Here is a 24,934-nt window from a genome sequence, read left to right as displayed (position 1 = left end):
GCTAACCCCAATCCTAAAAATCTTTTAAATACGTTTTAATAAAAGCAGATGCCGCTGTTCATCCAGACGTGGAACTTGCAGTTCAATAATCTGGCAAGAAAAGTTTTCTGCAAGAGTAGCGACTTCCTCATGTGGAACTAACCCTTTCATAGAGGCAATCACACTTCCACCATGCATATAAGGTTCTGAAGCCAACACAAAATCTGTCAGTGACGCAAATGCACGGCTGGTGATCACATCAAACTGACCAAGCTCATGAATACTTTCTTCATTTTCTACACGGGTTTGCACTGCAATCACATTTTTTAGTTTCAGGTCAGCAATAAACTGTTTGAGAAAACGGATTTTTTTGCCATTTGAATCCAGCAATACACATTCACGTTCTGGCTGACACAAGGCAATAATCATGCCTGGCATGCCACCTCCGGTACCAATATCCAGCAGACGTCCAGACGGCAGATCTTTCAAGATGCTTAAACTGTCCAGTAAATGTTTTACCAGCATTTCTTTCGGGTCACGGATTGCTGTCAGATTATAGGCTTTATTCCAGAGTACCAGTGCATCCTGATACTGCAGCAACAGACCTAAAGTCTCATCATTCAAACTTAGCCCCAAGGCCTGACTGCCCTGTTTTAACTCTTGGAAAAACGGATGCATAAACAAGCAACATCTCAAAAAAATTAAGTGAAGTATACCGATTTCTAGTTCATGACACAGTATCTAATGACTAGTGATTATGCATTTGGTCATACAAGCCCTGCTGAATTTGCTGATCTAGAGCATTCAAACGCTCTGGTGTACCCACATCGACCCAGACTCCCTGCATTTTTTCAGCACTCACCTGTTGCTGTTGCATAGCTTCTTTTAATAGCGGGGCAAGTGGACGCTTACCAGGTTCCAGCCCAACAAACAGCTCTGGCGAAAGAACAGCAATACCACTATAAGTCAGTGCCTCACCAGATTTCGCCTGTGCAAAGGTATAGGCATGCCCCTGAGATAATATAAAATCACCCTGAGGGTGCTGAGGTGGATTGTCAACCAGTACCAAATGTGCAAGATGTCCAGTTAACTCAGTCTGCAGCAAAGGCGCAAAATCCATCGTAGTCCAGACATCACCATTGACCAGAATAAACGGCTCACGACCCAGCAGAGGTAAAGCATTGATAATTCCACCAGCCGTTTCCAGTCCTTCATCCTCATGTGACCAGAGGATATTGACTCCAAAGGCTGAACCGTCACCTAGAGCATCAACGAGCTTTTCGCCCAGCCATGCCGTATTGATGACAATATCACGAACACCGATACGCTGTAATTTCTCAAGATGCCAGACTATAAGTGGCTTCCCACCAACTTCCAGTAAAGGCTTGGGCGTGGTCAGTGTGAGTGGCCGCATCCGGTTACCCAGTCCCGCTGCCAGAATCATTGCTTTCATCAGGCAGCCACCTCATATATTCCGTATTTTTGGGTAAAAGCAGGCATCACACGCTGACGTATAAATTCCACAAACGCTTCAAGTTCAGTATAGCCCTGACTTTCTTCTAACAGATACCACATCACACGAGGGAGATCTTTTAAGTAACCCGCCTTACCATCACGCTCAAACAGACGCACAAAAATACCTAGTATTTTAATGTGCCGTTGAATGGCCATGAGGTCAGCATCACGTTTAAAGTCTTCAAAGGTACGGTTCAGTTTTGTACTGGTCGGCAAAAGCTCATAAAATGTCTTGAACCATTGATATACACGCTCTGGTTGCCACTGTACATAAGCATCACGGGTAATGGAGATCAGGTCATAAGTATCTGCACCAATTACCGCATCCTGAAAGTCGATAATCCCTAGCTCTTGCCCATCTTCAAGTTTCATCAAGTTACGGCTATGAAAATCACGATGTACGATCACCTGTGGCTGACTTAAAGCAGCTTCAGATAAAAATTTAAATGTCTGATCAATAATTTTCTGTTCTTGCGGAGAGGGTACAATACTTAAGGCAGGCAGCATCCAGTATGTCAGCAACTGCATTTCAGACAGTAATTTCTCCTGAGAATAAAGCGGAAACTGGCCTTTTCCGTCAATTGATTGCAGCTGTACCAGTTGCTTGAAACTCTGCAAATAATATTGATCTACAGTCTCTTCATTTAGCAGGGTAGAAAGCAGTACATCACCAAAATCTTCCAGCAGTAAAAATCCCTGTTCCAGATTTTTTGCAATAATCTGCGGCACCCGCACTCCATGAGCAGCAAAAAATTCATCTATATGAACAAATGGAGCACAGTCTTCTTTTTCTGGCGGCGCATCCATGAGCATATAACTTTTATTCTGATATTTTATACGTGCATAGCGGCGAAAGCTGGCATCACCTGCTAAAAAATTAAGCTCAAACTCATCCGAGTTCAGTACAGTTGTAATCCATGTTTGTATCAATTGTTCACGTTGTGTATTCATTTGCAATAAAATCTAAAACAGGCTGAGTTTTTTAAAGGATTAAGTGTAGCTAGTTCTGCACTTTTTCTCTATGATGCCACAATAATTAATTGCGAAAAGCATACTTGGTTAATGAGACAAATGAAGCATAAGTTTAAATTTAATCCTTTAGCGACTGCTATTTTGACCCTTTTATGTGGTAGCTCCATATCAAGTTATGCAGAGCAGTCAGAACCCTTTTCAACAGTAAGCAATAACCAGCTCAAAGAAAGCATTAATGAAGCTTACCCAGGGCAACAGTTTTTTGAACAATATTATGTTGACAAAAGTGCACCTGAGGCACAACTAAGAAATACTCAGGCCTTAAGTTCTGCATTTTGTCAGGGCACATGGATTACACCAGTTAGTCCGGACAATAACGCACCTGATCCAGACAAGGTCACCTCTGTGATTACTGCTGATTATGGCTATTACAATCCGCAAGGTGATTCGACACTTGAAGGTAATGTGGTAATTGATCAAGAGGGGCGCAGCATTCGTGCAGACAAAGTCACTCTTGACCAGACACAAACCTATGCGAATGCACAAGGTCGGGTACAACTGGCTCAAGGTGGGCTGCTAGCACAAAGTGACCAGATTAACTATAACCTCAAAACACAGACGGGCGACCTGAACAATAGTTTTTATATTGCAGAGCAACAGCATGCTCATGGTCATGCAGAGAAAATTGAACGAACCTCCCCTACAGTTGCAATACTCAGTAATGCCAGTTATACCACCTGCCCGCCAGGTGAAGCACCAGCCTGGAGGCTGCAGGCTGACCGGATCGAGCTTAATCAGGAGACCGGGCGCGGGGTAACAACCGGAACAAAATTATATGTAAAAAATACACCTGTGCTGGCTGTGCCCTACTTCAATTTCCCAATTGATGACCGGCGTACAACTGGTATTTTAAACCCCCAGTTCGGTTTCTCAAATGACGGTGGACTAGAAGCTCTCTGTTCCGGTATATCTCAATCTTGCACCAAATTATGATGCGACCATTACGCCACGCTATCTTGCTGATCGTGGCCCTATGGCTGAGGGAGAGTTCCGCTATTTAACTGAAAACTTTGGTGAGGGACGTGTTTGGGGAGGTTATCTTCCTTCTGACAAAGAATATAACGATGAAGACCGTAAAGAATTTCATTTTTTACATGACTGGGTCATTAACCCGTATTGGTCAACCAATCTTGAATATAATTATGTCTCTGATAAAGACTATTTCGCCGACCTGGATTCAAGTCCAAACAGCAAAACCGATCTGAACCAGCGCCGCGCCTGGGTAATTAACTATCGCAACCAAATTCCAGGCTTGAAAGCTCAACTTAAGGTCGAAGACTTTCAAACACTGGATAAAGACATTAAGGATGAAGACCGGCCGTACGCTCGACTTCCTCAATTCCTGCTGAATTACGTCGGGGGAAACCCTCAGGGCCTACAGTATGAATTCAACAATGATACCGGCTATTTTAAAAAATCAATTAATGATGATTCAGATGTTCTGGAAAGTAGTGGTACCCGTATCTATAACCAATTTGCGGTTCGTTATAACTACCGCAATCCATGGTCCTTTGTAATTCCGGAAGTATCTTTCCGCTCTATTAATACTTTCTATGATCGCGACTCTCGTGAAGACCGTGGTATTGAAGCAGATTCTCTGACAAAAAGTGTAGCAGTACCGCAATTTACACTCGATACCGGCCTACTGTTTGAGAAAGAAGGAACTTTCCTGCAAAGTATTTCTCCGCGCCTTTTCTATGCTTATGCGCCGTATAAAGATCAGAATGATTATCCAAACTTTGATACGACTACAGCCTCTATCAGTTATGACCAGTTGTTCAACCCTTACCGCTTTTACGGACATGACCGCTTAGAAGACAATAATTTTCTTTCTCTGGGTGTAACATACAGCCTGATGGATCAGATAGGTTTGGAAAGACTGCGTGCCAGTGTAGGACAAAGCTACTTCTTTGAAGACCGCAGAGTAACTTTATATAATGAGGATGAGCTGGATCAAGAAAAACGTACGGGGCCGGTACTCAGCCTGAGTAGCCAGCTGAATCAGAATTTCACAATTAGCGCCAATTCAGCCTGGATGTCTAATGGTGAAAACTCGCAGCGAGATTTTCAGGTTTACTACACCGGTAATCAGGGCAATCTTTACAATCTTGGCTATTTTTACCGCAAAGATATTCCAAACCGCCAAGACAGCTATGACCAGGTGGTTGCATCGTTTATACAACCTGTTTATAACAATTGGCGTATTATGGGCCATGTGCAATATGACATTGATCAGGATGTAGCACGTGAATATCTGCTCGGTGTAAATTATGAATCCTGCTGTTGGGGCGTGTCAGTATATGGCCGCTCTTATTATAATGATCTAGATGACATCAATGAGCCGGGTGTTAAACCGAAACGCGCTGTTATGGCCGAGTTCACCCTCAAGGGATTAGGGGGGCTAAATAATAAACTGGCCTCTTTACTTGAAAGTCGCGTTTTAGGTTTTAGTAAAATTAATCAATCTTGGACACAACGTTAATGAAGACAAAGTATTTTAAACAATTCTTTAAAGCCACTGCGCTTGCCTTAGTCATTTCTTCATCAATGCAAAGCTTTGCACAACCTGTAGATGAGGTTGTTGCGATTGTGGACAATGGTGTCATCCTAAAAAGTGATTTGATACAGGGCGTAGCTGAACTTAAACATCAGCTGGAAACCCAGAAACGTGAAGTTCCTCCACAGGCGTTTCTGGAAAAACAGGCTTTGGACCAGCTGATTTTGCGTCAGGCCCAGCTTGAACAGGTACGACGCTATAACGTTAAACCTGATGAAAAGAGTTTAAATGAAGCAGTGATGAAGGTTGCCAGTCAGTCCGGCACAAAAACCCTAGAAGCCTTTCAGCAAAAGCTTGATGCTATGGCTCCAGGAACATATGAATCATTACGTAACCGTATTGCTGAAGATTTAGCAATTAATCGTCTTCGCCAGCAACAGGTTATGTCCCGCATCAAAATCAGCGACCAAGATGTAGAGAATTTCCTGAAATCTCCACAAGGTCAGGCGGCACTGGGTAGTCAGGTCCATGTCATTCATGCCCGGATTACTCCCAAAGACAAACAGACTGCTAATGTTGAAAGTGTTGCGCAGCAAGTAAAAAATGCTTTAAACACAAGTAATGATATTCAGGCTATCAGTAAGCAATATTCAGATACTAAAGTTCAGGTAGAAGGTGTAGACATGGGCTTTCGCAGCCTAGCAGACATACCTGCCGAACTTGCAGCTCGCGTAAGTGCCTTACCTGTCGGCCAAACTACCGAGCTGATTCCGGCACGTGATGGTGTGCATGTTCTAAAAGTGTTAGAACGTAAGACAAGTGAACAAAAAGCATTAGTCCCTCAGTATCAGACCCGTCATATTTTGATTCAGCCATCTGAAGTGGTCAGTCCAGAAAATGCTAAACACATGATTGATAATATTTATAATCGTCTTAAAGCTGGTGAGGATTTCACAGTATTAGCTTCTACTTTTTCAACAGATACTGGATCAGCACGTGACGGTGGTAGTTTGGGCTGGGTAAGCCCTGGTGTAATGGTGCCTGAGTTTGAAGAAAAAATGAAAAGCACTCCTGTCGGCCAGGTGAGTGCTCCTTTCCAGACCCAGTTTGGATGGCATATTTTACAGGTGACAGATACTCGTCAGCAGGATATGACAGAAGAATACCAAGAACGTATGGCTCGCCAAATTCTGGGTGAGCGGCAGTTTGAAACCGAGCTTGATAGCTGGCTACGTGAACTGCGTGCCAATGCTTATGTTGAAATCAAACAACCTAATCTGGACAGTAACTCCTAGTTAAGCTGAAAAAAAGACACTGGTAACAGTGTCTTTTTTAATAACTAAACTTAAAAGTTTTAAGTCAATGTTTGATTAATAAAAAAAGCTCCTTTTTTAAGGAGCTTTTTTTATTACTTATAAATTAACGATTATTGGTATCGTCATCTTGGCTATCTTCAAATTTCGAGTCATTATCGAAGCCTGAAGTCGATTGGCCGCCGCCAAAACCGCCTTGACCGCCACCAAAGCCACCTTGAGCGCCGCCAAAGCCACCTTGATGGCCTCCACCAAAGCCGCCTTGTCCACCAAAGCCACCGCCTTGACCGCCAAAGCCACCTTGTCCACCAAAGCCGCCGCCTTGACCGCCGCCAAAGCCACCGCTCTGACCGCCACCAAAGCCACCACCTTGACCGCCGCCAAAGCCACTGCCTTGACCGCCACCAAAGCCGCCAGCTCCTTGAGCCCCTGCAGGTGCACCTGCAGGACGAGGATTACGCGCTGGAACTACTGTAGAAATCGCATGCTTATAAACCATCTGGCTTACAGTATTCTTCAATAAAACAACATACTGGTCAAAAGATTCAATATGACCTTGTAGCTTAATACCGTTAACAAGGAAGATAGAAACAGGAATACGTTCTTTACGGAGAGAATTCAAGAACGGATCTTGTAAAGTTTGACCTTTAGACATTTTATAACTCCAAAAAAATTAAAATCAGCGCAAAAAACTATCTTTATTTTTCAATTAAAAATTATAAAAAAGACAGTAGTTAAATTTTGCTTTATCTATAACAGTTTCGCAAGTCTTGTTGAGCCTGCTTAAGCGTCTCGTAAGTTTTAAATTGGTGTAATTCTTGCAAAGAGCGTAACCAAGTGTATTGACGTTTTGCCAGTTGTCGTGTTGCAAATAAGGTCTTATCCTCCATTTCATGTTTACTTTTAATAGTTTTATCACTTTTTAATAGAAAATCGATTACTTGGCGGTATCCTACACTACGCATTGAAGGCAAGTTTTCATTTAAATCGTATTTTTTAATCAATATCTCTACTTCATTTAAAAATCCGATTTCCCACATTTTTTTTAATCTTTTCTCAATGCGCTCATGCAATTCTAATCGATTAGGTAGTAGGGCATGATTATAAAATGTGTAACGATATGGTAAATTTTTTGGCTGTTCGGCCTGTAGTTTTGTAATAGGCTGGCCAGTGATATAAAAAACTTCCAGTGCACGAGTTATACGCTGTCTATCACTTACTCTAAATTTTTGTCCTGCTAAAGGATCTACTTCACATAGTTCAGCATAGACTGCTTCCCAGCCTTCGTATTCAGCCTTTTGCTCAATAGTTTTACGGATAGCCTGATCTGCATTTGGTAGATTAGTTGAAAGACCTTCAAGTAAAGCTTTAAAGTAGAGCATAGTTCCACCTACCAGTATAGGTGTTTTTTCTCTGGCGTGTATATCATCAATGAGCGGACAGATGTCTTCCACAAACTGTGCAGCTGAATATACTTCTAGTGGGCTAATAATATCGATCAGATGATGCGGATAAAGAGCCTGCTCTTCCTTGGTAGGTTTGGCTGTACCAATATCCATATCTTTATAAATTAGTGCCGAGTCAACAGATATCAGTTCAAATCCGCCCTGTTCATACAGCTCACATGCCAGCGCCGTCTTACCGCTTGCCGTTGGGCCCATTAAATTGATGACGGGTAGTACGCTAGACATGTACAACTACTCTCCTCGAGCAAATAATTTATCTAATTGAGTTAAAGGAAACGCACGCCAAGTTGGACGGCCATGATTACACTGGCTGGCAAATTCAGTTTGTTCCATTTGACGAAGCAATGCATTCATTTCAGAGAGACTAAGTTGCCGATGTGCACGTACTGCTCCATGGCACGCCATACCAGCCAGAATCTGGTCACGTTTTTGCGTAAGACCGCGCGCTTCATCACTTGGGTCAAGATCATTTAAAAGTTCAGGTATTAATGTATTGAAGTCGGCTTTTTGTAAAATAGCAGGAACACCTCTTACTATCACCTGCTCATCTCCATACTGGTCTATATCCAGCCCCAAACGTTCCAGTTGTGGTTTCAACTCTTCAATACGTGCTGCCTGCATACGCGTAATTGAAACAACTTTAGGAATGAGTAATTGCTGTGCTATCCAGAATTCAGATTGATCCCAGGCAGATTTCATTTGCTGTAACAAAATCCGCTCATGGGCTGCATGCATATCAACAATAATTAAACCTTCAGTATTTTGTGCCAAAATATAAATACCATGCAGTTGAGCAATTGCAATTCCCAATGGAAATTCATCTACATGATCCGATACTACCGATGCAGCCGGAATAACAGGCGCTTGAGTACTCTCTTCCCTTAATGGTGACAGATAACTCTTTAAGGCGTTATTTAACTGCTGAGAGCCGGCATAAGGCCGCTGGGGTGCATATTGTACAGTACGCGGTGCACTCGCCTTAAATTCGGTCAGTAATTCGGTAGATATTTCAGTTTGGGGAGCTGCTATGCCCAGAGCTGAAGCCTCGGGCTGTGTCGGACGATGTAACTGAAACTGTTCCTGGTGACGCGGCTGTGGGTTATAAGAACCAGTCGTGGTATGTATAACTGATTCAGCTTTCATTGCTTGGGCAAGGTCAGCAGTTGCAGTTTGGAACTGTGATAAGGTTTCTTTTGCATAGTGCCGCACAAATTCGTGAACTTCACGTTGATTTAGAAAACGGATTTCATGTTTTGTAGGATGAACATTCACGTCGACATTTTCTGGGTCGACTTCCAGAAACAATAAGTATCCTGCATGCTGATGGCCATGCAAAATACCATCATATGCCATACGTAATGCATGTGAGATGGTTTTATCTTTTACAATTCTTCCGTTTACATAGACATACTGCAAGTCTGCCTGAGGACGCGCATCAGATGGATGACCAAGCCAACCCGAAAGATGCATGTTAATACTTTGCGCATCAATCCAATAAGCATTTTCAGTAAATGAGCGACCCAGCAACTGCTGGACACGTTGAGAGCGCAGCTCTCCACTATCAGCAATTGGCAGGTTTAAACGGATACTGTCATTATGTTCAAGAACGAAACGCACATCAAAATGCGTAAGCGCCATGCGACGGACGATTTCCTCAATATGCCCGAACTCGGTGGTCGGTTTTTTCAAAAACTTCCGACGGGCAGGCACATTAAAAAACAAGTCCTGTACACGAATGTGCGTCCCTTTTTGTGCTGCGACTGCCTGAATCTCCTGGTGATCAAAAGCAGTACCATTAACTTCAACCTGATAGCCAATACCTGAGTCATCTTGACTACTGCATAAACTCAAGCGTGATACCGCAGCAATTGAAGCCAAGGCTTCACCCCGAAACCCCAAGCTGGCTATTGCATATAAGTCTTCAGCAGACTGGATTTTACTGGTTGCATGTCGCATCACTGCCAGTGCAAGATCTTCAGGATGTATTCCACGTCCGTTGTCAATAATTTCAATTAGAGTACTGCCACCTTGGGCGACCCGGATAATCAGCTCGGTAGCACCAGCATCAATCGAGTTTTCCAGTAACTCCTTAACCACAGAAGCAGGCCGCTCAATTACCTCACCTGCAGCAATCTGGTTTGCAAGAGCAGCATCAAGCGTATGAATACGGCGCAAACCGCTTTCATCATGCGACATTCATTTTTTCCCGTAATTTATTAAACAGCTCAGCCGATTCAGTTGAAATACTTACCTGACGTTGCAGGTCATCGTCTGATTTTAAAATATCAATAATGAGGTCAGCTTGCGGAATTTCACTTCCACCTTTGGAAGGCCATTCAAATAAAAACAGCGCATTCGGAATTTCCAGATAATCACGGATCCCCATCAGTTCCAGCTCATAAGGGTCATGCAGACGATATAAATCAAAATGAAAAACATCACGACCTTGTATCGTATAAGGCTCGACCAAAGTATAGGTAGGACTTTTTACAGCACCCTGATGGCCCAATGCTGTCAAAAAATAACGGCTGAGTGTTGTCTTGCCGGCACCCAAATCTCCGACCAGATATACAACACCTGAATTAAAATGCTGAGCCAATACCTGAGCCAGCTTTTGTGTATCATCTTCACTATTTAAAGTCAGGCTAAAAGTATACTGCATAAGGCTCACATCATGTTCCAATCTTGCAATTATGATAGCATTGCCCCGCCTTAAAGCCTATGCTGCCCTATACTATATTCATTAATTTTAATCTTGACCGGTCTTTATAAAGATCAGTTCTTATTGTCTATATATTATTGCTCTCATGAATAAACCTTTTAGTACAGTTTTTATACCTCCCATGATCGATGGTGTTAGCGCCAGTAAAGTATTTCTGCCACTAAAATCTCAGGCAAATACCATCTATGAACATTTAACCCAGCAGTTTCCGCATATTAATGCGAATGAATGGATGCAGCGTTTCGAGGACGGGCTGGTTTATACGACACATGGGCAGAAACTAAGGGTTGATAGTATTTATGAGGGAAATCAGCATATTTATTACTATCGTTTTCTTCCCAAGGAAACACCTGTGCCATTTGAGCATCACATCTTGCATGAAACAGATGAATTTTTGGTGGTCGATAAACCGCATTTCCTTACGATGAGCCCAACCGGGCAGTACGTACAGGAAACATTATTGGTTCGTTTGAAAAAACAGACCGGAATAGAGACTCTTACCCCTATTCATCGACTCGACCGTGAAACTGCAGGTGTAGTACTTTTTTCAAAACGTCCTGAAACACGTGGTTTATATCAGAAGCTCTTTGCTGAACGTAAGGTAGAAAAGACTTACCATGCCGTGGCGCCTTTTAAGCCCGACCTTAATTTCCCGATAAACCTAAAACTGCGTCTCGACAAAGGTGAACCTTTTTATACTATGCAGATAGTGGAGGGAGAGCCTAATACAGAAACATTGATTGATCTTTTAGACGTTCGAGCTCACTGGGCAAAATATCAGTTGAAGCCACGCACAGGCAAACAACATCAGTTACGGGTTCATCTAAATCATCTGGGAATACCTATTCAAAATGACAGTTTTTATCCTATCGTTCAGCACAAATCAGATAACGATTTTACAGCGCCCTTGCAGCTACTAGCTAAAGAAATAACATTTATTGATCCTGTAGATTTAGTTAAAAAAACCTATCAGTCAGGATTTGAACTGCTATTGTAATTTACCTGTAATGACAAAAAAATTATTTACTTGATATAAAGCGTTGAAAATACATTTTGTAGCGTTAAAATACAGCTAAAATTCTTTCTCCTAACTTGGTTATTATTCATGCGGAAAACGGAAGTTTATCAAGTCCGACTTGACTCACAAGAAAAAAAACAGGCTTTTGCAGTTTTTAAGCAATTGGGAATTACACCAGCACAGGCAGTCCGCCTTTTTTTCAAGCAAGTCGTACTGACCAAATCTATTCCTTTCGCAATTGAAAATCCCAGTATTAATATGGAACAGCTGACCAAATTGCGTAAGATGAAAAGTGAGCACGCAACTGCTCCCCTTTCTCCAGCCTATCAACCAGATGATGAGAATGATGCTGACTTATTTGAAGAGCTCAATGCTCTTTTAGGGGAAAGTGACAAAGTCTGATTGATTTTTCATGCCAAGCCTATATACATAAAACCTAGATTCAGCTTTTTGATAGACTTTACTATGGCACCATACGCGACTTTGCTAGTTCAATCTCTGTCTGGTCCAGATAAGTCCATTCTCCTTCGGCAAGCATAGGTAATTCAAGTTCTCCGATTTTACTACGGTGCAATTTTTCGACTTTATTACCTACCGCAGCTAGCATACGTTTTACCTGATGGTAGACACCTTGATGAATCGCCAGACTCAACTGATGAGAACTAGTTTGCTTTATATTGCTTGCTTTAAATATACCATCATTACGAAGCTCTACGCCCTGTTCCAGCAATCGGATCTGTTCTGGCGTAATAGGGTCGACCGTTATCAAATCATATACTTTTGCCACATGTTTACGTGGATGTGTCAGAGCCTGTAGAAATTGACCATCATCTGTCAACAACAGCAACCCGGTTGTATCCTGATCGAGCCGGCCTACACACTGGATTCCACGATTAAGAAGCGCAGGATCAAATAAATCAAATACACTAAAATGGTATTGGGCCTGATGAGAACATTCATAACCTTGTGGCTTATTTAATGCGATATATACTTTTTCCCGATATTCAAACTCTTCACCATGTACCTCAAAAGTAAAATTTTTCAGGTCAAATTTTGCTTTAGTATCTGCACAAATTTCGTGATTTATACTAATTGCTCCACTTTTAATCAGTTGCTGGCAATATTTACGTGAACCAAAGCCTTGAGATTGCAATATTTTTTCCAGCAACATGAGATATTCTCCAAAATAATCGGTTTATTTTAACTAAGTTCCACCAAGAATGCGCTGATGATTGTTATCTGCTCTCTTGTGGTAAATAAAATAAGTAATTTATTATTTTCTTTTTTGATCTTAAACAATATGAAAAGTAGCAGATCGTAACTATTGGAAAGTGAAGCATATAAGTTAAAATTTTTTATTGAACATATTGAAATTCAGGCAGAGCTTCCTCTATTTTTAAAATATTTATAGCCTTTTAAAGTATTTAGTTAAACACAGCATAGTTGATATTAGCGATCTGTCTTAGTTACTTGCGTTTCTCAAGCATTAACCTGCCCTAGCACCTTTAAGGAAAGAGAGTACAATGGCAGTCCGTTTCTCCCAACGTTTGACTTGCTTATGATGTCCCAACTTGATGTAAACCTGATGGTTCTTTTGGTTTTGTTAGCTTGTGGTATTTTTAGTCATAATACTGCTGTCACTATTGCAGCCGGGATACTGATTGTTTTCAAAATGACGCCACTAGAGCAGTTTTTCCCCTATCTTCAGCAACATGGTTTAAATATTGGCATTATTATTTTAACTATTGGTGTGCTTACGCCGATCGCCAGCGGTAAAATTCCAGGCGAAAGTATTTTAAAATCTTTTCTAAGTTTGAAATCATTACTGGCAATTGGAATCGGGTTACTGGTAGCGTGGCTCGGTGGACGCGGTGTAAAACTGATGTCTAACCAGCCAGATGTCGTGGCTGGTCTGTTAATTGGAACAGTTGCCGGTGTAGCGGTATTACGTGGCGTACCGGTCGGCCCACTAATTGCAGCAGGCCTGTTATCTATTATTATTGGTACATCTTAAACATGAGGTTAACTTACATATAGTAATGTGTACGCTGATGAGAGAATTTCTGCAGCTGTTTTAAAAAGCCTGCAAAATAGTCCTTTTCCTTCTCTTCAGTACGATAACCCGCATATAAAGTCCGTCTCAGGCCTTTCTCTCCCGCACATTCCAGACGACGGCTGATGACCCAGCCTTTCTGTTCATATTCATTGACCACCCAGTCTGGTAAAGCTGCTATACCGCGTCCGCTGGCAACCAGCTGAATCAGCATCTGGGTCAAATCGGTAGTACGGATGTGTTTGGGCTGAATATTGGCAGGAATAAACAGTTTTGCCATAATATCTAGCCGGTGTTTATCGACCGGATAAGTAATTAAGGTTTCCTCAGCCAGCTGCTGTATCGTAATTTGCTCAACACGGGCCAGTGGATGGGTACTGGCAAGCACAAGACGAGACTCGTACTCAAAAATTGGAAAATATTCCACCCCTTTTAAAGCAATCGGATCAGCTGTAATTAACAGATCAAACTCGGCAGTTTGCAAAAGATCATGAGGGTTAGCTTCAAACCCGGAAGCAAAATCCAGATCTACATCTGGGTACTGATGACGATACTGGTTGAGAAGTGGCATTAGCCAGTCGAAACAGCTATGACATTCTGAAGAAAATATAATACGCCCAGTTTGTCCATGAACAATACGGGTTATATCACTTTGTGCAAGTTGTATCTGTGGCAGAACATCATCTGCCAGTCGTAACAGGCGTTGTCCAACATTAGAAAAAGTTACAGGGCGGCTTCGGCGATTTACTACTTCAGTTCCATACCAGTGATCCAGTTCCTTTAACTGATGAGAAATTGCTGACGGCGTAAGGCATAAATCATTAGCAGCAGCCACCAGCGAACCATGTTCACGTAAAGCCAGTAAAGTTTTTAAATGACGAATCTCAAGCATAAATTAAACTTAAAATATTTAAATGAATTAAATTCAATATACCATGAATTTAATTAGTTTTACTCAATCATAATTTTTCTTTATTATTCTTAAATAAGTTAATTTTACTCATAAAAATCAGGATGAATATTTTATTAAACCAATATTCTTGACTACTCGGGTACCAAGGTAAAATATGAATATTAATTTGCAGAAAAAGACTATGGACAAGGAAAAACTGGCCAGAACAGGTTTCTGGAAAAAACTCAGCCGGTTGAAGATAACAAGCAGAAAAATCAGATTCATGCCAGCTTTAGCCTGTTTACAATTGGCAATTTTGTTTTTTATGAGGGTTTTTTAATTCAGGCAGTATTACACTTAATTTTATTCTTTATATTTTCAAGCAGTTAAAAAATTAAATAAGATAGAATATTTAACTTTCCCTCGCTCTTCCCATTATATTGAAATCTACTAATTTACCTAGGTTAATAGCTTATTTTATAAAGATAAATAATAATTTCTCCCCTTAAAGCGAGCCGATCATAATAGTTTAATGCCAACCCTATAATCTTTAAATATCAGTTAAATGCATATAAAAACCTATAAATTATTAAAAGAGATTTGATATCAACTGGCCTGTCAGTTGCTATATGCTTTTGGGTTTAAATTTATAGCCTGCCTATACTGAATATAAAAAATAGACCTTTAAATTAGGTCTATTTTTTAAATGAAAATTAGAAGAAAGATAATATGCCCTGAATTACCACTGCATTAATAATATCAACAAAAAATGCTCCACATAATGGTACTACTAGAAAAGCCTTGTGTGATGGGCCATAAGTATTGGTGACTGCCTGAATATTGGCAATCGCTGTAGGTGTAGCCCCCATACCGAAACCACAATGCCCCGCACTTAAAACCGCAGCATCATAATTTTTACCCATAAAGCGGTAAGTCACAAAAATAGTAAATAAGGCAAGCCCTGCTGTTTGCGCAATGAGTATTACAACCAGGGCACCTGCCAGATCTGCCAGTAACCAGAGTTGAAGTGATAACAAAGCAATTGCCAGAAAAACAGATAATGAAGCATTGCCAAATACATCAATAGCCCGATCAAAAATATTTACTTTAAAAACATTTTCCAGAATATTACGCAGCAATACTCCTGTGGCCAGCGCCCAAACAAAAGTAGGCAGTTCAAACCATTGTCCTGCACTGATATCAGTCATCCAGTTAGCAGCATAAATACAGAAGGCAAACATACCAAGCGTAGTCACTGCATTACTGGCAGTAATCAATCGGGTTTTACGTGGATACTCGAACGGCGCAACATCTGTTTCAAGCCCAGGAGGTGTTTCATCATCACGCTGGTTATAGGGAATTTCTTCTGCCAGTTGATGGCGCCGGATTAAAAATTTAGCGACCGGACCACCCATGACTCCCCCAATAATAAGTCCAAATGTCGCACTGGCCATACCGAGCACAATCGCTCCCTGAATGCCATACTCGGTTTCCAGAATCTCTCCCCAGGCACCTGCTGTTCCATGACCACCTGTTAAAGTAATTGATCCAGCAATCAAGCCGATGAGTGGGTCAAGTCCTAATAAAGTTGCCAGACTCATACCAATTGCATTTTGTACAAGTACGTAGAAAGCTACACAAACCAGAAATACCAGCAAGGCCCCGCCGCCCTTCTTCAGTTTGACTAAACTCGCGCTCAAACCGATTGACGAGAAAAACATGAGCATAAAAATATTCTGTACATTACTGTCAAAATTTACACTCATATTAAGAAAATTATGGAGCAGGTAAGCAATAAGCGCAGCAATCAACCCGCCTACTACTGGTTCAGGAATATTATACTGTCTCAAGAAATTAATTCTTTGAATCAAAAACCGGCCCAATAACAAGACCAGTACAGCTAATACCAAGGTTCCAAAAGCATCGATTTGATAATTCATCTGGTTTCCTGATTTTCTTTATCATTTATTTCGTAAGTTCTAGCCTCAGTATGCGACTAGTTGAAAGTTCTTTATGTATCAGCTTGTTTAGTTTAAGTTTTTATAGAGTTTTATTTTGACTAATTAAAAATCAAATTTGGTTTAGCATGTTTCTCCAACTCGAACTAATTTGCTTATATTTCTGTTAGATACGTTAAATACTTAATAGTTCCCTACTGACTTGATCAAACTCATTAATAAACTCTCATATATAGATAAAATAGTACCTAAATATGAAGTGATTTTTTATTTTTTTATATTTTTTACCTATTTTTCCTTATAATTCGCGTTTTTGTTATTTTTTTAAGTAGTTATGCCTCTAGTAGAAGACTCTCCTGTCGAAAAAAAATCTTATTCGCTCTTTCTTGCCATTTTCGCTTTAGCACTTGGCGGATTTTGTATTGGTACGACTGAGTTTGTTGCTATGGGCCTGATTCAGGAAATTGCAGCAGATCTCAACATTTCTGTTCCAGCTGCCGGGTATTTTATTAGTGCTTATGCGTTAGGCGTAACCATTGGTGCGCCGGTAATCGCGATTTTAGGCGCCCGGATGCCACGTAAAATATTATTAATAGGTTTAATGCTATTTTATGGGATAGCGAATGGATTGACTGCTTTAGCGCATAGTACTGAAACTGTCATGCTGTCACGTTTTATTGCTGGTTTACCGCATGGGGCTTATTTTGGTGTGGGTGCTCTGGTCGCAGCAGAGCTGGCCGGTCCTTCGCGTCGTGCTTCGGCAGTTGCACAAATGATGTTAGGGCTTACTCTGGCAACAGTGGTTGGCGTACCCTTGGCAACCTGGCTAGGTCAGCAGTTTGGCTGGCGCACCGGTTTTGAATTCTCTGCCTTGATTGCTTTTTTAACTGTAGCAGTGGTCATACTCTATATTCCAAAAATTCAGGTTCAGGCTACAGCGAGTATTAAGACAGAACTGGCCGGACTTAAAAATGTTCAGATGTGGTTGACACTAGGCGTCGGTGCAATCGGTTTCGGGGGGATGTTCTCGGTTTATAGTTATGTTTCGCCCATTCTGACTGAGTATACTGGCGCAAATATTAAAGTGGTGCCTGTAGCATTAGCAATCTGGGGAGCAGGAATGGTCATTGGCGGTCTGGTTGCAGGCTGGCTGGCAGACCGGTATTTAAATAAAACTATTGTTGGTATTCTGGTTAGTTCAGCTTTAGCTTTCGTGTTAGCCAGTTTTATGCTTTCTGATCTATATACTGCGTTTCTAGCTCTATTTCTCATCGGCCTGACTGTTATGGGCTTAGGTGGAACTTTACAAACCCGTCTGATGGACGTTGCTGGTGAAGCACAAGCCGTTGCGGCATCCCTGAACCATTCTGCTTTTAATCTGGCAAATGCTTTGGGCGCCTTTTTAGGAGGCTGTGTACTGAGTCATGGTATGGGCTGGCTAGCACCTGTCTGGGTTGGATTCGTGCTCAGTCTTGGCGGTTTAATTATTTTATTGTTTGCTTTCGCTGTTGAAAAGAAACAAAAACTCTTAGAGACCAGTTAAAAATGACCTGCTTAAATAGCGGTCAATTTTTCGCCTCTATAAGACAGAGCTTGTATGCAGCTGTCCCTTTTAATTCAAAAGTTATTTTGCAATGATATCAAATTAATTTTTAGCTGAAAATTCTCGCTAGCTAACTTAAATTATGTTTTAATGCAGGCAGTTTGAGATGAGCCTCATACAGTATATAGCACGATCTATATACGACTAAGCCCCGCACTGCGGGGCTTTTTTATCACTTAACTTTTAAAAATAACTTGTGAAGATGACTTGACTGGCACTCTTGCTTTAAATTTAGACAGCTTATTTTAAGGCAGTTTCGACTTCTTTCAGCATATCTTTCATACCGCCCAGTCCGCCATTCATTAAATACCAGTTGCTTGAGTCCAGATATACAATGTGTCCATTTTTAGCAGCTTTGGTCTGGTTCACAATATTATTGTCCAGAATATGTTTTGCACCATCCTTTTTGTCGGTAATAGCTGCGCCGCGGTCAATCACGAATAGATAATCCGGATTTTTCTGTGCAATGAATTCATGTGAAATTGCCATGCCATGTAACCCTACTTTAATAGATGGATCAGCTGGAGTGAAACCGTACAGATCATGGATATTACCAAAACGTGAACCCGGGCCATAGGCAGCAATTTTATTATTATTGACCAGCACGATCAGAGCAGTCTTGCCTTTAGTCTTTTGTTTAATTTCAGCAATATCCTGTTCCAGCTCGGCCAGTTCCTTTTCAGCCTCCGCTGTTTTACCTACCATTTGAGCAATATTCAGCGTTTGCTGTTTAAAAGAGTTAAATTGGTCTTTATAGTCAATATCAACAAAATAGGTAGGTGCAATCTGTTTGATCTGATCAACCAGATTTTCCATTCGGCCACTCATCAGGATCAGTTGTGGCTGGCTGGCTGCAATTCGTTCCAGGTTCGGTTCTTTTACTGTACCGACATCTGCATATTTTTGGTCATTAAACTTGTTTAATACTGCTGGTAAAGGTGTACCTTTAGGTAAAGCTACCACCTTCTCATCTGCTCCTAGTTCATGAATGGTATTTAATGCATTGGTATCCAATACTGCAATTTTTGAAAGATTAGCCGGTACATCAATATTACCTGCCTTGCTGCTAAAACTTAAGGTATCTGCACTCTGCGCTTGTGTTGTACCTTCAGAAGGTATATTGGAATTGCTGCATGCAGTAACCACAGCGGCCAAGGCAATGGCGAGTACCTTCTTGTTAAAAAACATATCTATCTCCTAGCTAATAAAGTACAGACCAAGTTTGTGTTGCTGAACTTGCTGAATTGGAATGGCAAAATCAAAAATATGCTGTAGTACATTTTCCTGCATAATCTGTTCTGGTGTGCCCTGATAAAGTAACTGTCCATCTTTCATGGCAATAATCTGGTCGGCATAGACCGAGGCAAAATTAATATCGTGTATTACCACAACAATTGACTTGCCATGATTCACCGCCAAGTCTTTCAGTACCCGCATAATTTGTGCAGAGTGCTTCATGTCAAGATTGTTTAAAGGTTCATCCAGCAGGATATAATCTGTATCCTGTGCCAGAACCATAGAGATATAAGCTCGCTGGCGCTGACCACCTGAAAGTTCACTCAGCTGTTTATGCCGTAACGGTTCTAGTTCCATGTAGGCGATTGCCTGATCAATAATCTTTTGGTCTTCAGCTTTTAAGCGGCCCTGTGAATAGGGAAAACGGCCAAAAGCCACTAAATCTTCAATACTTAAACGTAATTCCGTATGATTGGACTGTTTAAGAATTGCCAGCTTTTTAGCAATCTCGGTACTTTTCATTTGCTGTATATTCTGGCTATCGAGCAGAATGTCGCCGGTATCAACCTGAGTCAAACGGCTAATCATTGATAGCAAAGTACTTTTGCCTGCCCCATTTGGCCCGATAAAAGCAGTGAACTGTCCTTTGGCAATAGTAAGCGACACATCATTTACCACCCTCTGCCCGTGATAGCTTTTGCTTAAAGTTTTCAGCTCAATTGCCATTTTTTATTTTCCTTCAACAAAATCCAGAAGAAATAAATTCCACCGACAAAATTAATAATGACACTCAGCGTCGTTTTAAAATTCAACACATGCAGGACAATAAACTGCCCAATAACCAGAGACAGGATACTGACCAGAATGATGCCAGGCAGCAGAATATAATGCTGATGGGTTTTAAAAAGTTCTAAGGTAATATTGAGTACCAACAGTCCCAGAAACATCATAGGTCCAGCCAGCGCAGTTGCTGAGGCCAGCGCCAGAACTACCAAAATCAGCAAAATACGGCTGGTTTTATCGTAATCTAGCCCCAGATTAAGAGCATGGTCACGGCCCAGTGCCATAACGTTCAGCCGGTGATGGTGTTTAAAGCTATAAAGTAAAATTGGTAAAATAGTGAGTACAGCTAACCCTACGGTTTCCATTTTCACTATGTTAAAACTGGCAAAACCGGCATAAGCAGCTATCTGGAACTCATCCGGATCGAGCAATACCTGAAAAAAGGTGATCATATTGTCAAACAATGTTGAACAGATCAGGCCAACCAAAAGTAGAAAGTAGATATTCTGTTGCGCGACTTTCTGAAAAATAAAACGGTAAAGCAAGAGCGCAAAACTGACCATTAATAGCAGGCTAATCAGGTAGTCAGTCACAAAATTTATTGACAGTAAGGTACTTGCACCAAAGAAATAAATGATTATGGTTTTAGACAGCTCATATAGCTTGTCTAAACCTAATGCCTGAGGAGTCACTACGCGGTTATTTACAATAGTATGAAACACTAAAGTAGATACCCCAACCGCTATGCCAGCAACAATAATTGCCATGATTGTCTTTAAACGGAGCTTCACAGCAAACTGCCAGCCTGTGCCCAGATTCCAGCCGAGATACAAGGTAACCATAATGATTACAGCAATGCTCAAAACCATCAGTTTGGTACGGTTATGCATAACGGTACCTCCGTAGCAAGAGCCACAAGAAAAGCACACTGCCCAGTACACCCATAATCAGGCTTACTGAAACTTCGTACGGGTAAATAACTATACGTCCAAACAGATCACAGACCAGTACCAGTAAAGCCCCTAAAATTGCAGTATGCGATAAAGTCTTGCGGATGTTATCTCCGAGATACAGACTTACAATATTGGGAACAATCAAACCTAAGAATGGGATAGCTCCAACTGTGACGATGACTACACCAGTAATGACAGATACCAGAATTAGTCCTAAAAATAAGGTCTGTTTATAATTGAGACCTAAATTAGTTGCAAAGTCTTCCCCGATACCTGCCAGGACAAAGCGGTTGGCCAGAAAATAACTCACTATTAAAATGGGTACACTTAAATAGATCAGCTCATATTGACCATTTAGAATGGTTGAAAAGTCTCCCTGTAACCACCCCGCCAGATTTTGTAGCAAGTCCATTTGCAAAGCGATAAAAGTCGTAAATGCAGAAATGATACTGCCAAAGATCATACCAACCAGAGGAACAAAAACGGTATCCCGATGCTTGAGTGTGGCTAGAATGCTCATAAAAATCAATGCACCGATCAATGTAACTAAAATTGCAAAACCGGTTTTAATAAAGATAGAAGCGGCTGGCAGCAGGATAATCGAGATGAGAACACCTAACCGGGCACAATCATAAAGACCGGCTGTAGTTGGGGAAACAAAACGGTTCCGGCTGAGCGACTGCATAATCAGCCCACAAACACTCAGCCCTGCACCTGCAACTAAAATGGCCATTAAGCGTGGCAAACGGCTGGTCCAGAATAATTGCCATTCATGAATATTTCCTGCTAGCAATCCGGCAATATTCATTTCTCCCACACCTGTAAATAACGAAATAACAGCAAGAGGAACAAGCAAAAGAAACAGGTAACGACGTTTAATCATGGCAGGGAAATAACATGCGAAGTTAAAGCAAAAAGAGCGGAGTAACTAAGAAAATATCACAAATGATAATAATTATCTTTATTATTTATATTTTAAATTTTAAGAATATACTACTTATATAAAAAATTATTATTATTATCAAAAATTTAAATTAATTTAAACTCGAAGACAGTTTTGTTTAAGTTTGTAATTATTAATTTTATTAAATTATATTTTAAGTTTTTAATTCTATAAAATTAGTTAGAGAAACTCATAGCCCTTTTAAATCACCCTTATTTAAAAGAGCTATAAGTTTAATCAAAGCCTTTACCCAATTGACTCTGATTTTATGACAATAGTGTATCGTTAAATTTTACAAAATATCTCCCGAATTTCCTATTACTTTTGCTTATATGCAGTACAAAAATGAAGTATATTGAGTATTAACAGAATAATTTTCTATAGTTTGAATTTTGACCAGTACAGATTACACATTAGATAAAATAGACCGAAAAATTTTATCGGCTTTAAGACAGGACGGCCGTTTAACTATCGCTCAGCTAGCTGAACAAGTTGGACTTTCTTCTTCACCTTGCTGGACTCGGCTTAAACGCCTTGAATCTTTAAAAATTATTGAAGGCTATACTGCCAATATTAATCCTAAAGCCATTGGTATTAATGAGCTGTTCTTTATCGAAATTACACTTGAACGGCATGATGATGAAATTCTGGACCAGTTTAGTGAGGCCTTAGCGAATATGCCTGAAGTCGTTGAAGCACATCTGGTAACTGGCGATTATGATTATCTGGTCAAAGTAGCAGTTAAAAACTCGGAACACTATGAGCGTTTCTTGCGTAAAAATTTATATTCTATGAAGGGGGTTCGTCATACCCGTTCAATTTTTGCTTTACGTCCTCTAAAACTGGCAAATAATGCAGATTTACTCATGATTGAATAAATTAAAGGCTAAAAAGCTATCTCGTATATTTAAGCTATGTATATTTTACTATTTTTAATAACAGAGAAGTACCTTATGTAAGCAGCTTCTCATTATAGGGCTTTTTAATCTCTAAAATTTCAGCTCAGCTTTCAATGTCGTAGACCCAGTTTTTGGCCTGTTGGTTTGTAGTAGCTTCACAGATGTAATAGTCATGATTCCAAGCGTCTTGATGAAAAATTTCCTTTTTATGGTAAGTCACTTGTTTACCATTTTCGACGCAGACGAAGCTGTCACCTTGGTCTTTGACTTGGGTTCCATTGAGGAAACCGCCGATGCAGAGGAAGCGGGATTGTTTAGACATTCTCTTTTAAACTAGCATATTTAAGGAAATTTAATAACTTATTGCCTATCTTGGAAAGATTATATTAATATAGAAAATATCAATTAACTTCAAATTTTATAGTGTGAACCCTTTTTTAAAAAATATGCTCAAAATTTAACTCTAAAAAATCAGTAAATTTCCGAGTGACTCTCTTTTTTAAGCCTAATCTCTATATAGTCATATAGTTTATTCACTTGATTGTTATAAATTATTCTCCTGCGAGGAATTTCATCATATTTAAACTTATGAAGTTTCTTCTTAAGCTTAAGGTCCGCTGAATATTCCACATATATATGTATAAGCATTATCAATTAGATTAATACTTGACATATATATGGAATACTAATAATTTGATTTTAATAATACTAAAAAATTCTTATTTTTATAGCTTTAGAATAATATCCATCTCCTGCAACCTATCCTTAATAAAATTATCTAGAAAATTATTATCTTTAACAGCCAATAATTTAAATGCATCACCAGAAAAATTTCTTAGATTTTCTATACCTTTGCTAATCAGACCATCAGGGATTTTTTTCCATTGTTTAGCTTGCCCCCATGTTGGTAGTAGACGTTCTAGATCATTTAAATTAAAATGACACTCTTCTGATAACGTGATCCCATAATGTAAATTATCTTTAGCTGCTACAAACAAAAAAGTAACATGAAGATTTTTTTTGCTTCTTAATACACAACCAATAACATTCCTTTTACTTTCTGGATTAAGATTACTAAGCTGCTTAAACCATTGTTGGCAATTTTTAAATGTATAATGTATATCTTGGAATTCAGGAGATATTTCATAATTTCCTGTTTCAATAAATTTATGTTCAAAATATGCAAATAATTTAAAAAGTAAGTCTCCTCTATAATTACTACTGTTAAATTGATTAGAGATTTGCTTAATCGCCTGAAGTTCGTTGGGTGTCATTTCTAATAACATATTTTTTAATTCTTTATTTACAGTTACCAGCTCATTAGTCAATATTCTTAGTAAATTAATATACTGATTAAGAGCTGACTGAAGATTTATTAGGTGATTAAATTGAGACTTAATATCCTCAAGCCATGAAATAATATCTATCTTATAGCTTAAACATCTTAAATTTACATTAATTAACTCATTATTAGTTTGAATTAAATATTTATTATCAACTTTTTTAATATTACCTAATGAAGAAAAACTTGGCTCATTTCCAAATAATGTTAAATAAATCAATAATGGTTGCTTTTTAGCATAATTTTTACAAAAGTTAAAATATCTTTGTAATTGTTTAGATTGATCGACAGCATAAATTTTATTTTCCAGAATAATTATCTGCTCTTCATTTTCAATCATTAAATCAATCTGGCCATAATCATTAAATCTTTGCTCCTTTTTTGTTTTTATATTACCTCTAATCTTAAAATCTAATTTAAAAAACTCTACAAAACTTTTTAAGAATATATCTTTTTGCCCATGTGTTCCCTCAGGATCTAATAACTCTTTCAAAATTGGAGTATGGGTGAATACTTCACTATTTGATACTCCACAGATTTTTAATAGATTGAAGTTATTACCATGACTATTGTTTTCTTCTAGAATATTTAGAGTGGACTGAATGATCTGACTAATTTTACTGTTCATTTACCTACTCAAAAAAATAAGGGCTGATTACTCAGCCCTTATTTTTAACTCATCTTATCTTAATTTTCAAAGAAAATCAGTGCATTGCTTTTACACTTGGGA

22 protein-coding genes and 1 pseudogene are annotated in these 24,934 nt (G+C 39.7%); 7 read left to right on the top strand and 16 right to left on the bottom strand.

Annotated features, from left to right (window positions below):
• Window positions 1-24: 24 nt before the first annotated feature.
• The 3 genes from rsmG to AC0VYT_RS05585 all read right to left on the bottom strand — a co-directional run bounded on the left by rsmG (window position 25) and on the right by AC0VYT_RS05585 (window position 2,445).
• Window positions 25-657: a 16S rRNA (guanine(527)-N(7))-methyltransferase RsmG gene (rsmG, locus tag AC0VYT_RS05595; RefSeq protein WP_005014727.1), complete on the bottom strand. Its 633-nt coding sequence runs from the start codon at window positions 655-657 to the stop codon at window positions 25-27.
• Between the two features lie 70 nt (window positions 658-727).
• Window positions 728-1,432 carry an N-acetylmuramate alpha-1-phosphate uridylyltransferase MurU gene (gene murU, locus AC0VYT_RS05590; protein ID WP_005014729.1) on the bottom strand — a complete coding sequence of 235 codons (705 nt, stop codon included), beginning with the start codon at window positions 1,430-1,432 and terminating at the stop codon, window positions 728-730.
• Window positions 1,432-2,445 (bottom strand): aminoglycoside phosphotransferase family protein, encoded by a 1,014-nt coding sequence (locus AC0VYT_RS05585; protein ID WP_005014731.1) that lies wholly within the window; start codon window positions 2,443-2,445, stop codon window positions 1,432-1,434. The genes murU and AC0VYT_RS05585 overlap by 1 nt, the downstream gene beginning before the upstream one ends.
• Before the next feature lie 120 nt (window positions 2,446-2,565).
• On the opposite strand from AC0VYT_RS05585, the pseudogene AC0VYT_RS05580 reads away from it, so the two are divergent.
• Window positions 2,566-5,008: pseudogene (locus AC0VYT_RS05580) on the top strand (LPS-assembly protein LptD).
• Complete coding sequence (locus AC0VYT_RS05575; RefSeq protein WP_005014733.1) at window positions 5,008-6,318, top strand: peptidylprolyl isomerase; 1,311 nt, start codon at window positions 5,008-5,010, stop codon at window positions 6,316-6,318. The pseudogene AC0VYT_RS05580 and the gene AC0VYT_RS05575 overlap by 1 nt, the downstream one beginning before the upstream one ends.
• Window positions 6,319-6,442: 124 nt before the next feature.
• Here AC0VYT_RS05575 and hfq read toward each other — a convergent pair whose 3' ends face one another.
• The 4 genes from hfq to tsaE all read right to left on the bottom strand — a co-directional run bounded on the left by hfq (window position 6,443) and on the right by tsaE (window position 10,464).
• Window positions 6,443-6,991: an RNA chaperone Hfq gene (hfq, locus tag AC0VYT_RS05570; RefSeq protein WP_005014734.1), complete on the bottom strand. Its 549-nt coding sequence runs from the start codon at window positions 6,989-6,991 to the stop codon at window positions 6,443-6,445.
• Window positions 6,992-7,082: 91 nt separating this feature from the next.
• Window positions 7,083-8,027, bottom strand: a complete 945-nt coding sequence (gene miaA, locus AC0VYT_RS05565; protein ID WP_005014735.1) for a tRNA (adenosine(37)-N6)-dimethylallyltransferase MiaA — start codon at window positions 8,025-8,027, stop codon at window positions 7,083-7,085.
• Window positions 8,028-8,033: 6 nt separating this feature from the next.
• Window positions 8,034-9,998, bottom strand: a complete 1,965-nt coding sequence (gene mutL, locus AC0VYT_RS05560; RefSeq protein WP_005014736.1) for a DNA mismatch repair endonuclease MutL — start codon at window positions 9,996-9,998, stop codon at window positions 8,034-8,036.
• Window positions 9,988-10,464, bottom strand: a complete 477-nt coding sequence (gene tsaE / locus AC0VYT_RS05555; protein WP_005405115.1) for a tRNA (adenosine(37)-N6)-threonylcarbamoyltransferase complex ATPase subunit type 1 TsaE — start codon at window positions 10,462-10,464, stop codon at window positions 9,988-9,990. Before tsaE ends, mutL begins: the two co-directional genes overlap by 11 nt.
• 145 nt (window positions 10,465-10,609) lie before the next feature.
• On the opposite strand from tsaE, the gene AC0VYT_RS05550 reads away from it, so the two are divergent.
• On the top strand, window positions 10,610-11,521 hold the full coding sequence (locus AC0VYT_RS05550; protein WP_005014738.1) for a pseudouridine synthase: 912 nt from the start codon (window positions 10,610-10,612) through the stop codon (window positions 11,519-11,521).
• A gap of 108 nt (window positions 11,522-11,629) precedes the next feature.
• Entirely contained in the window at window positions 11,630-11,944 is a 315-nt protein-coding gene (locus AC0VYT_RS05545) for a type II toxin-antitoxin system RelB/DinJ family antitoxin (RefSeq protein ID WP_005014739.1), read from the top strand.
• 61 nt (window positions 11,945-12,005) lie between these two features.
• Here AC0VYT_RS05545 and AC0VYT_RS05540 read toward each other — a convergent pair whose 3' ends face one another.
• Window positions 12,006-12,713, bottom strand: a complete 708-nt coding sequence (locus tag AC0VYT_RS05540) for a pseudouridine synthase (RefSeq protein WP_005014742.1) — start codon at window positions 12,711-12,713, stop codon at window positions 12,006-12,008.
• A gap of 387 nt (window positions 12,714-13,100) precedes the next feature.
• Here AC0VYT_RS05540 and AC0VYT_RS05535 point away from each other — a divergent pair, with 387 nt between their 5' ends.
• A complete protein-coding gene (locus AC0VYT_RS05535; protein WP_005014743.1) occupies window positions 13,101-13,556 on the top strand; it encodes a DUF441 domain-containing protein in 456 nt (151 codons plus the stop codon).
• 13 nt (window positions 13,557-13,569) lie between these two features.
• On the opposite strand, the gene AC0VYT_RS05530 is transcribed toward AC0VYT_RS05535, so the two are convergent.
• Window positions 13,570-14,487: a LysR family transcriptional regulator gene (locus AC0VYT_RS05530; protein WP_005014745.1), complete on the bottom strand. Its 918-nt coding sequence runs from the start codon at window positions 14,485-14,487 to the stop codon at window positions 13,570-13,572.
• Window positions 14,488-15,200: 713 nt separating this feature from the next.
• Entirely contained in the window at window positions 15,201-16,427 is a 1,227-nt protein-coding gene (gene gltS, locus AC0VYT_RS05525) for a sodium/glutamate symporter (protein WP_005014746.1), read from the bottom strand.
• Between the two features lie 352 nt (window positions 16,428-16,779).
• Here gltS and AC0VYT_RS05520 point away from each other — a divergent pair, with 352 nt between their 5' ends.
• Entirely contained in the window at window positions 16,780-17,988 is a 1,209-nt protein-coding gene (locus AC0VYT_RS05520) for an MFS transporter (protein ID WP_005014749.1), read from the top strand.
• Window positions 17,989-18,288: 300 nt separating this feature from the next.
• Here AC0VYT_RS05520 and AC0VYT_RS05515 read toward each other — a convergent pair whose 3' ends face one another.
• Genes AC0VYT_RS05515 through AC0VYT_RS05500 form a run of 4 tightly spaced genes read right to left on the bottom strand, consistent with a single transcriptional unit; the run spans window position 18,289 to window position 21,903 of the window.
• Window positions 18,289-19,236, bottom strand: a complete 948-nt coding sequence (locus AC0VYT_RS05515) for a siderophore ABC transporter substrate-binding protein (protein ID WP_005014751.1) — start codon at window positions 19,234-19,236, stop codon at window positions 18,289-18,291.
• 9 nt (window positions 19,237-19,245) lie between these two features.
• The gene (locus tag AC0VYT_RS05510; protein WP_005014752.1) at window positions 19,246-20,010 is read right to left on the bottom strand and encodes an iron ABC transporter ATP-binding protein; all 765 of its coding nucleotides are present in this window, start codon (window positions 20,008-20,010) and stop codon (window positions 19,246-19,248) included.
• Entirely contained in the window at window positions 19,995-20,957 is a 963-nt protein-coding gene (locus tag AC0VYT_RS05505) for an iron chelate uptake ABC transporter family permease subunit (RefSeq protein ID WP_005014756.1), read from the bottom strand. Before AC0VYT_RS05505 ends, AC0VYT_RS05510 begins: the two co-directional genes overlap by 16 nt.
• The gene (locus tag AC0VYT_RS05500; protein ID WP_005014758.1) at window positions 20,950-21,903 is read right to left on the bottom strand and encodes an ABC transporter permease; all 954 of its coding nucleotides are present in this window, start codon (window positions 21,901-21,903) and stop codon (window positions 20,950-20,952) included. Before AC0VYT_RS05500 ends, AC0VYT_RS05505 begins: the two co-directional genes overlap by 8 nt.
• A gap of 452 nt (window positions 21,904-22,355) precedes the next feature.
• Here AC0VYT_RS05500 and AC0VYT_RS05495 point away from each other — a divergent pair, with 452 nt between their 5' ends.
• A complete protein-coding gene (locus AC0VYT_RS05495; RefSeq protein ID WP_005014761.1) occupies window positions 22,356-22,841 on the top strand; it encodes an Lrp/AsnC family transcriptional regulator in 486 nt (161 codons plus the stop codon).
• 124 nt (window positions 22,842-22,965) lie between these two features.
• On the opposite strand, the gene AC0VYT_RS05490 is transcribed toward AC0VYT_RS05495, so the two are convergent.
• Together AC0VYT_RS05490 and AC0VYT_RS05485 are read right to left on the bottom strand one after the other, a co-directional pair.
• Window positions 22,966-23,184: a hypothetical protein gene (locus AC0VYT_RS05490; RefSeq protein ID WP_034433134.1), complete on the bottom strand. Its 219-nt coding sequence runs from the start codon at window positions 23,182-23,184 to the stop codon at window positions 22,966-22,968.
• A 403-nt stretch (window positions 23,185-23,587) separates the two neighbouring features.
• Window positions 23,588-24,832 carry a PDDEXK-like family protein gene (locus AC0VYT_RS05485; RefSeq protein ID WP_005014762.1) on the bottom strand — a complete coding sequence of 415 codons (1,245 nt, stop codon included), beginning with the start codon at window positions 24,830-24,832 and terminating at the stop codon, window positions 23,588-23,590.
• Window positions 24,833-24,934: the final 102 nt, after the last annotated feature.

Source organism: Acinetobacter sp. QJM3NY_42 (assembly GCF_056173745.1).
This window is presented reverse-complemented; position numbering and strand designations above follow the sequence as displayed.

Excerpts from the sequence above, each read along its gene's own strand:
- AC0VYT_RS05535 (WP_005014743.1), top strand. The coding sequence starts at position 13,101 with ATGATGTCCCAACTTGATGTAAACCTGATGGTTCTTTTGGTTTTGTTA.
- AC0VYT_RS05485 (WP_005014762.1), bottom strand. The coding sequence starts at position 24,832 with ATGAACAGTAAAATTAGTCAGATCATTCAGTCCACTCTAAATATTCTA.
- miaA (WP_005014735.1), bottom strand. The coding sequence starts at position 8,027 with ATGTCTAGCGTACTACCCGTCATCAATTTAATGGGCCCAACGGCAAGC.
- AC0VYT_RS05510 (WP_005014752.1), bottom strand. The coding sequence starts at position 20,010 with ATGGCAATTGAGCTGAAAACTTTAAGCAAAAGCTATCACGGGCAGAGG.
- AC0VYT_RS05490 (WP_034433134.1), bottom strand. The coding sequence starts at position 23,184 with ATGTCTAAACAATCCCGCTTCCTCTGCATCGGCGGTTTCCTCAATGGA.
- AC0VYT_RS05550 (WP_005014738.1), top strand. The coding sequence starts at position 10,610 with ATGAATAAACCTTTTAGTACAGTTTTTATACCTCCCATGATCGATGGT.
- AC0VYT_RS05520 (WP_005014749.1), top strand. The coding sequence starts at position 16,780 with ATGCCTCTAGTAGAAGACTCTCCTGTCGAAAAAAAATCTTATTCGCTC.
- AC0VYT_RS05545 (WP_005014739.1), top strand. The coding sequence starts at position 11,630 with ATGCGGAAAACGGAAGTTTATCAAGTCCGACTTGACTCACAAGAAAAA.
- hfq (WP_005014734.1), bottom strand. The coding sequence starts at position 6,991 with ATGTCTAAAGGTCAAACTTTACAAGATCCGTTCTTGAATTCTCTCCGT.
- AC0VYT_RS05585 (WP_005014731.1), bottom strand. The coding sequence starts at position 2,445 with ATGAATACACAACGTGAACAATTGATACAAACATGGATTACAACTGTA.
- AC0VYT_RS05575 (WP_005014733.1), top strand. The coding sequence starts at position 5,008 with ATGAAGACAAAGTATTTTAAACAATTCTTTAAAGCCACTGCGCTTGCC.
- AC0VYT_RS05515 (WP_005014751.1), bottom strand. The coding sequence starts at position 19,236 with ATGTTTTTTAACAAGAAGGTACTCGCCATTGCCTTGGCCGCTGTGGTT.
- AC0VYT_RS05540 (WP_005014742.1), bottom strand. The coding sequence starts at position 12,713 with ATGTTGCTGGAAAAAATATTGCAATCTCAAGGCTTTGGTTCACGTAAA.
- AC0VYT_RS05500 (WP_005014758.1), bottom strand. The coding sequence starts at position 21,903 with ATGATTAAACGTCGTTACCTGTTTCTTTTGCTTGTTCCTCTTGCTGTT.
- rsmG (WP_005014727.1), bottom strand. The coding sequence starts at position 657 with ATGCATCCGTTTTTCCAAGAGTTAAAACAGGGCAGTCAGGCCTTGGGG.
- AC0VYT_RS05505 (WP_005014756.1), bottom strand. The coding sequence starts at position 20,957 with ATGCATAACCGTACCAAACTGATGGTTTTGAGCATTGCTGTAATCATT.
- gltS (WP_005014746.1), bottom strand. The coding sequence starts at position 16,427 with ATGAATTATCAAATCGATGCTTTTGGAACCTTGGTATTAGCTGTACTG.
- mutL (WP_005014736.1), bottom strand. The coding sequence starts at position 9,998 with ATGTCGCATGATGAAAGCGGTTTGCGCCGTATTCATACGCTTGATGCT.
- murU (WP_005014729.1), bottom strand. The coding sequence starts at position 1,432 with ATGAAAGCAATGATTCTGGCAGCGGGACTGGGTAACCGGATGCGGCCA.
- tsaE (WP_005405115.1), bottom strand. The coding sequence starts at position 10,464 with ATGCAGTATACTTTTAGCCTGACTTTAAATAGTGAAGATGATACACAA.
- AC0VYT_RS05530 (WP_005014745.1), bottom strand. The coding sequence starts at position 14,487 with ATGCTTGAGATTCGTCATTTAAAAACTTTACTGGCTTTACGTGAACAT.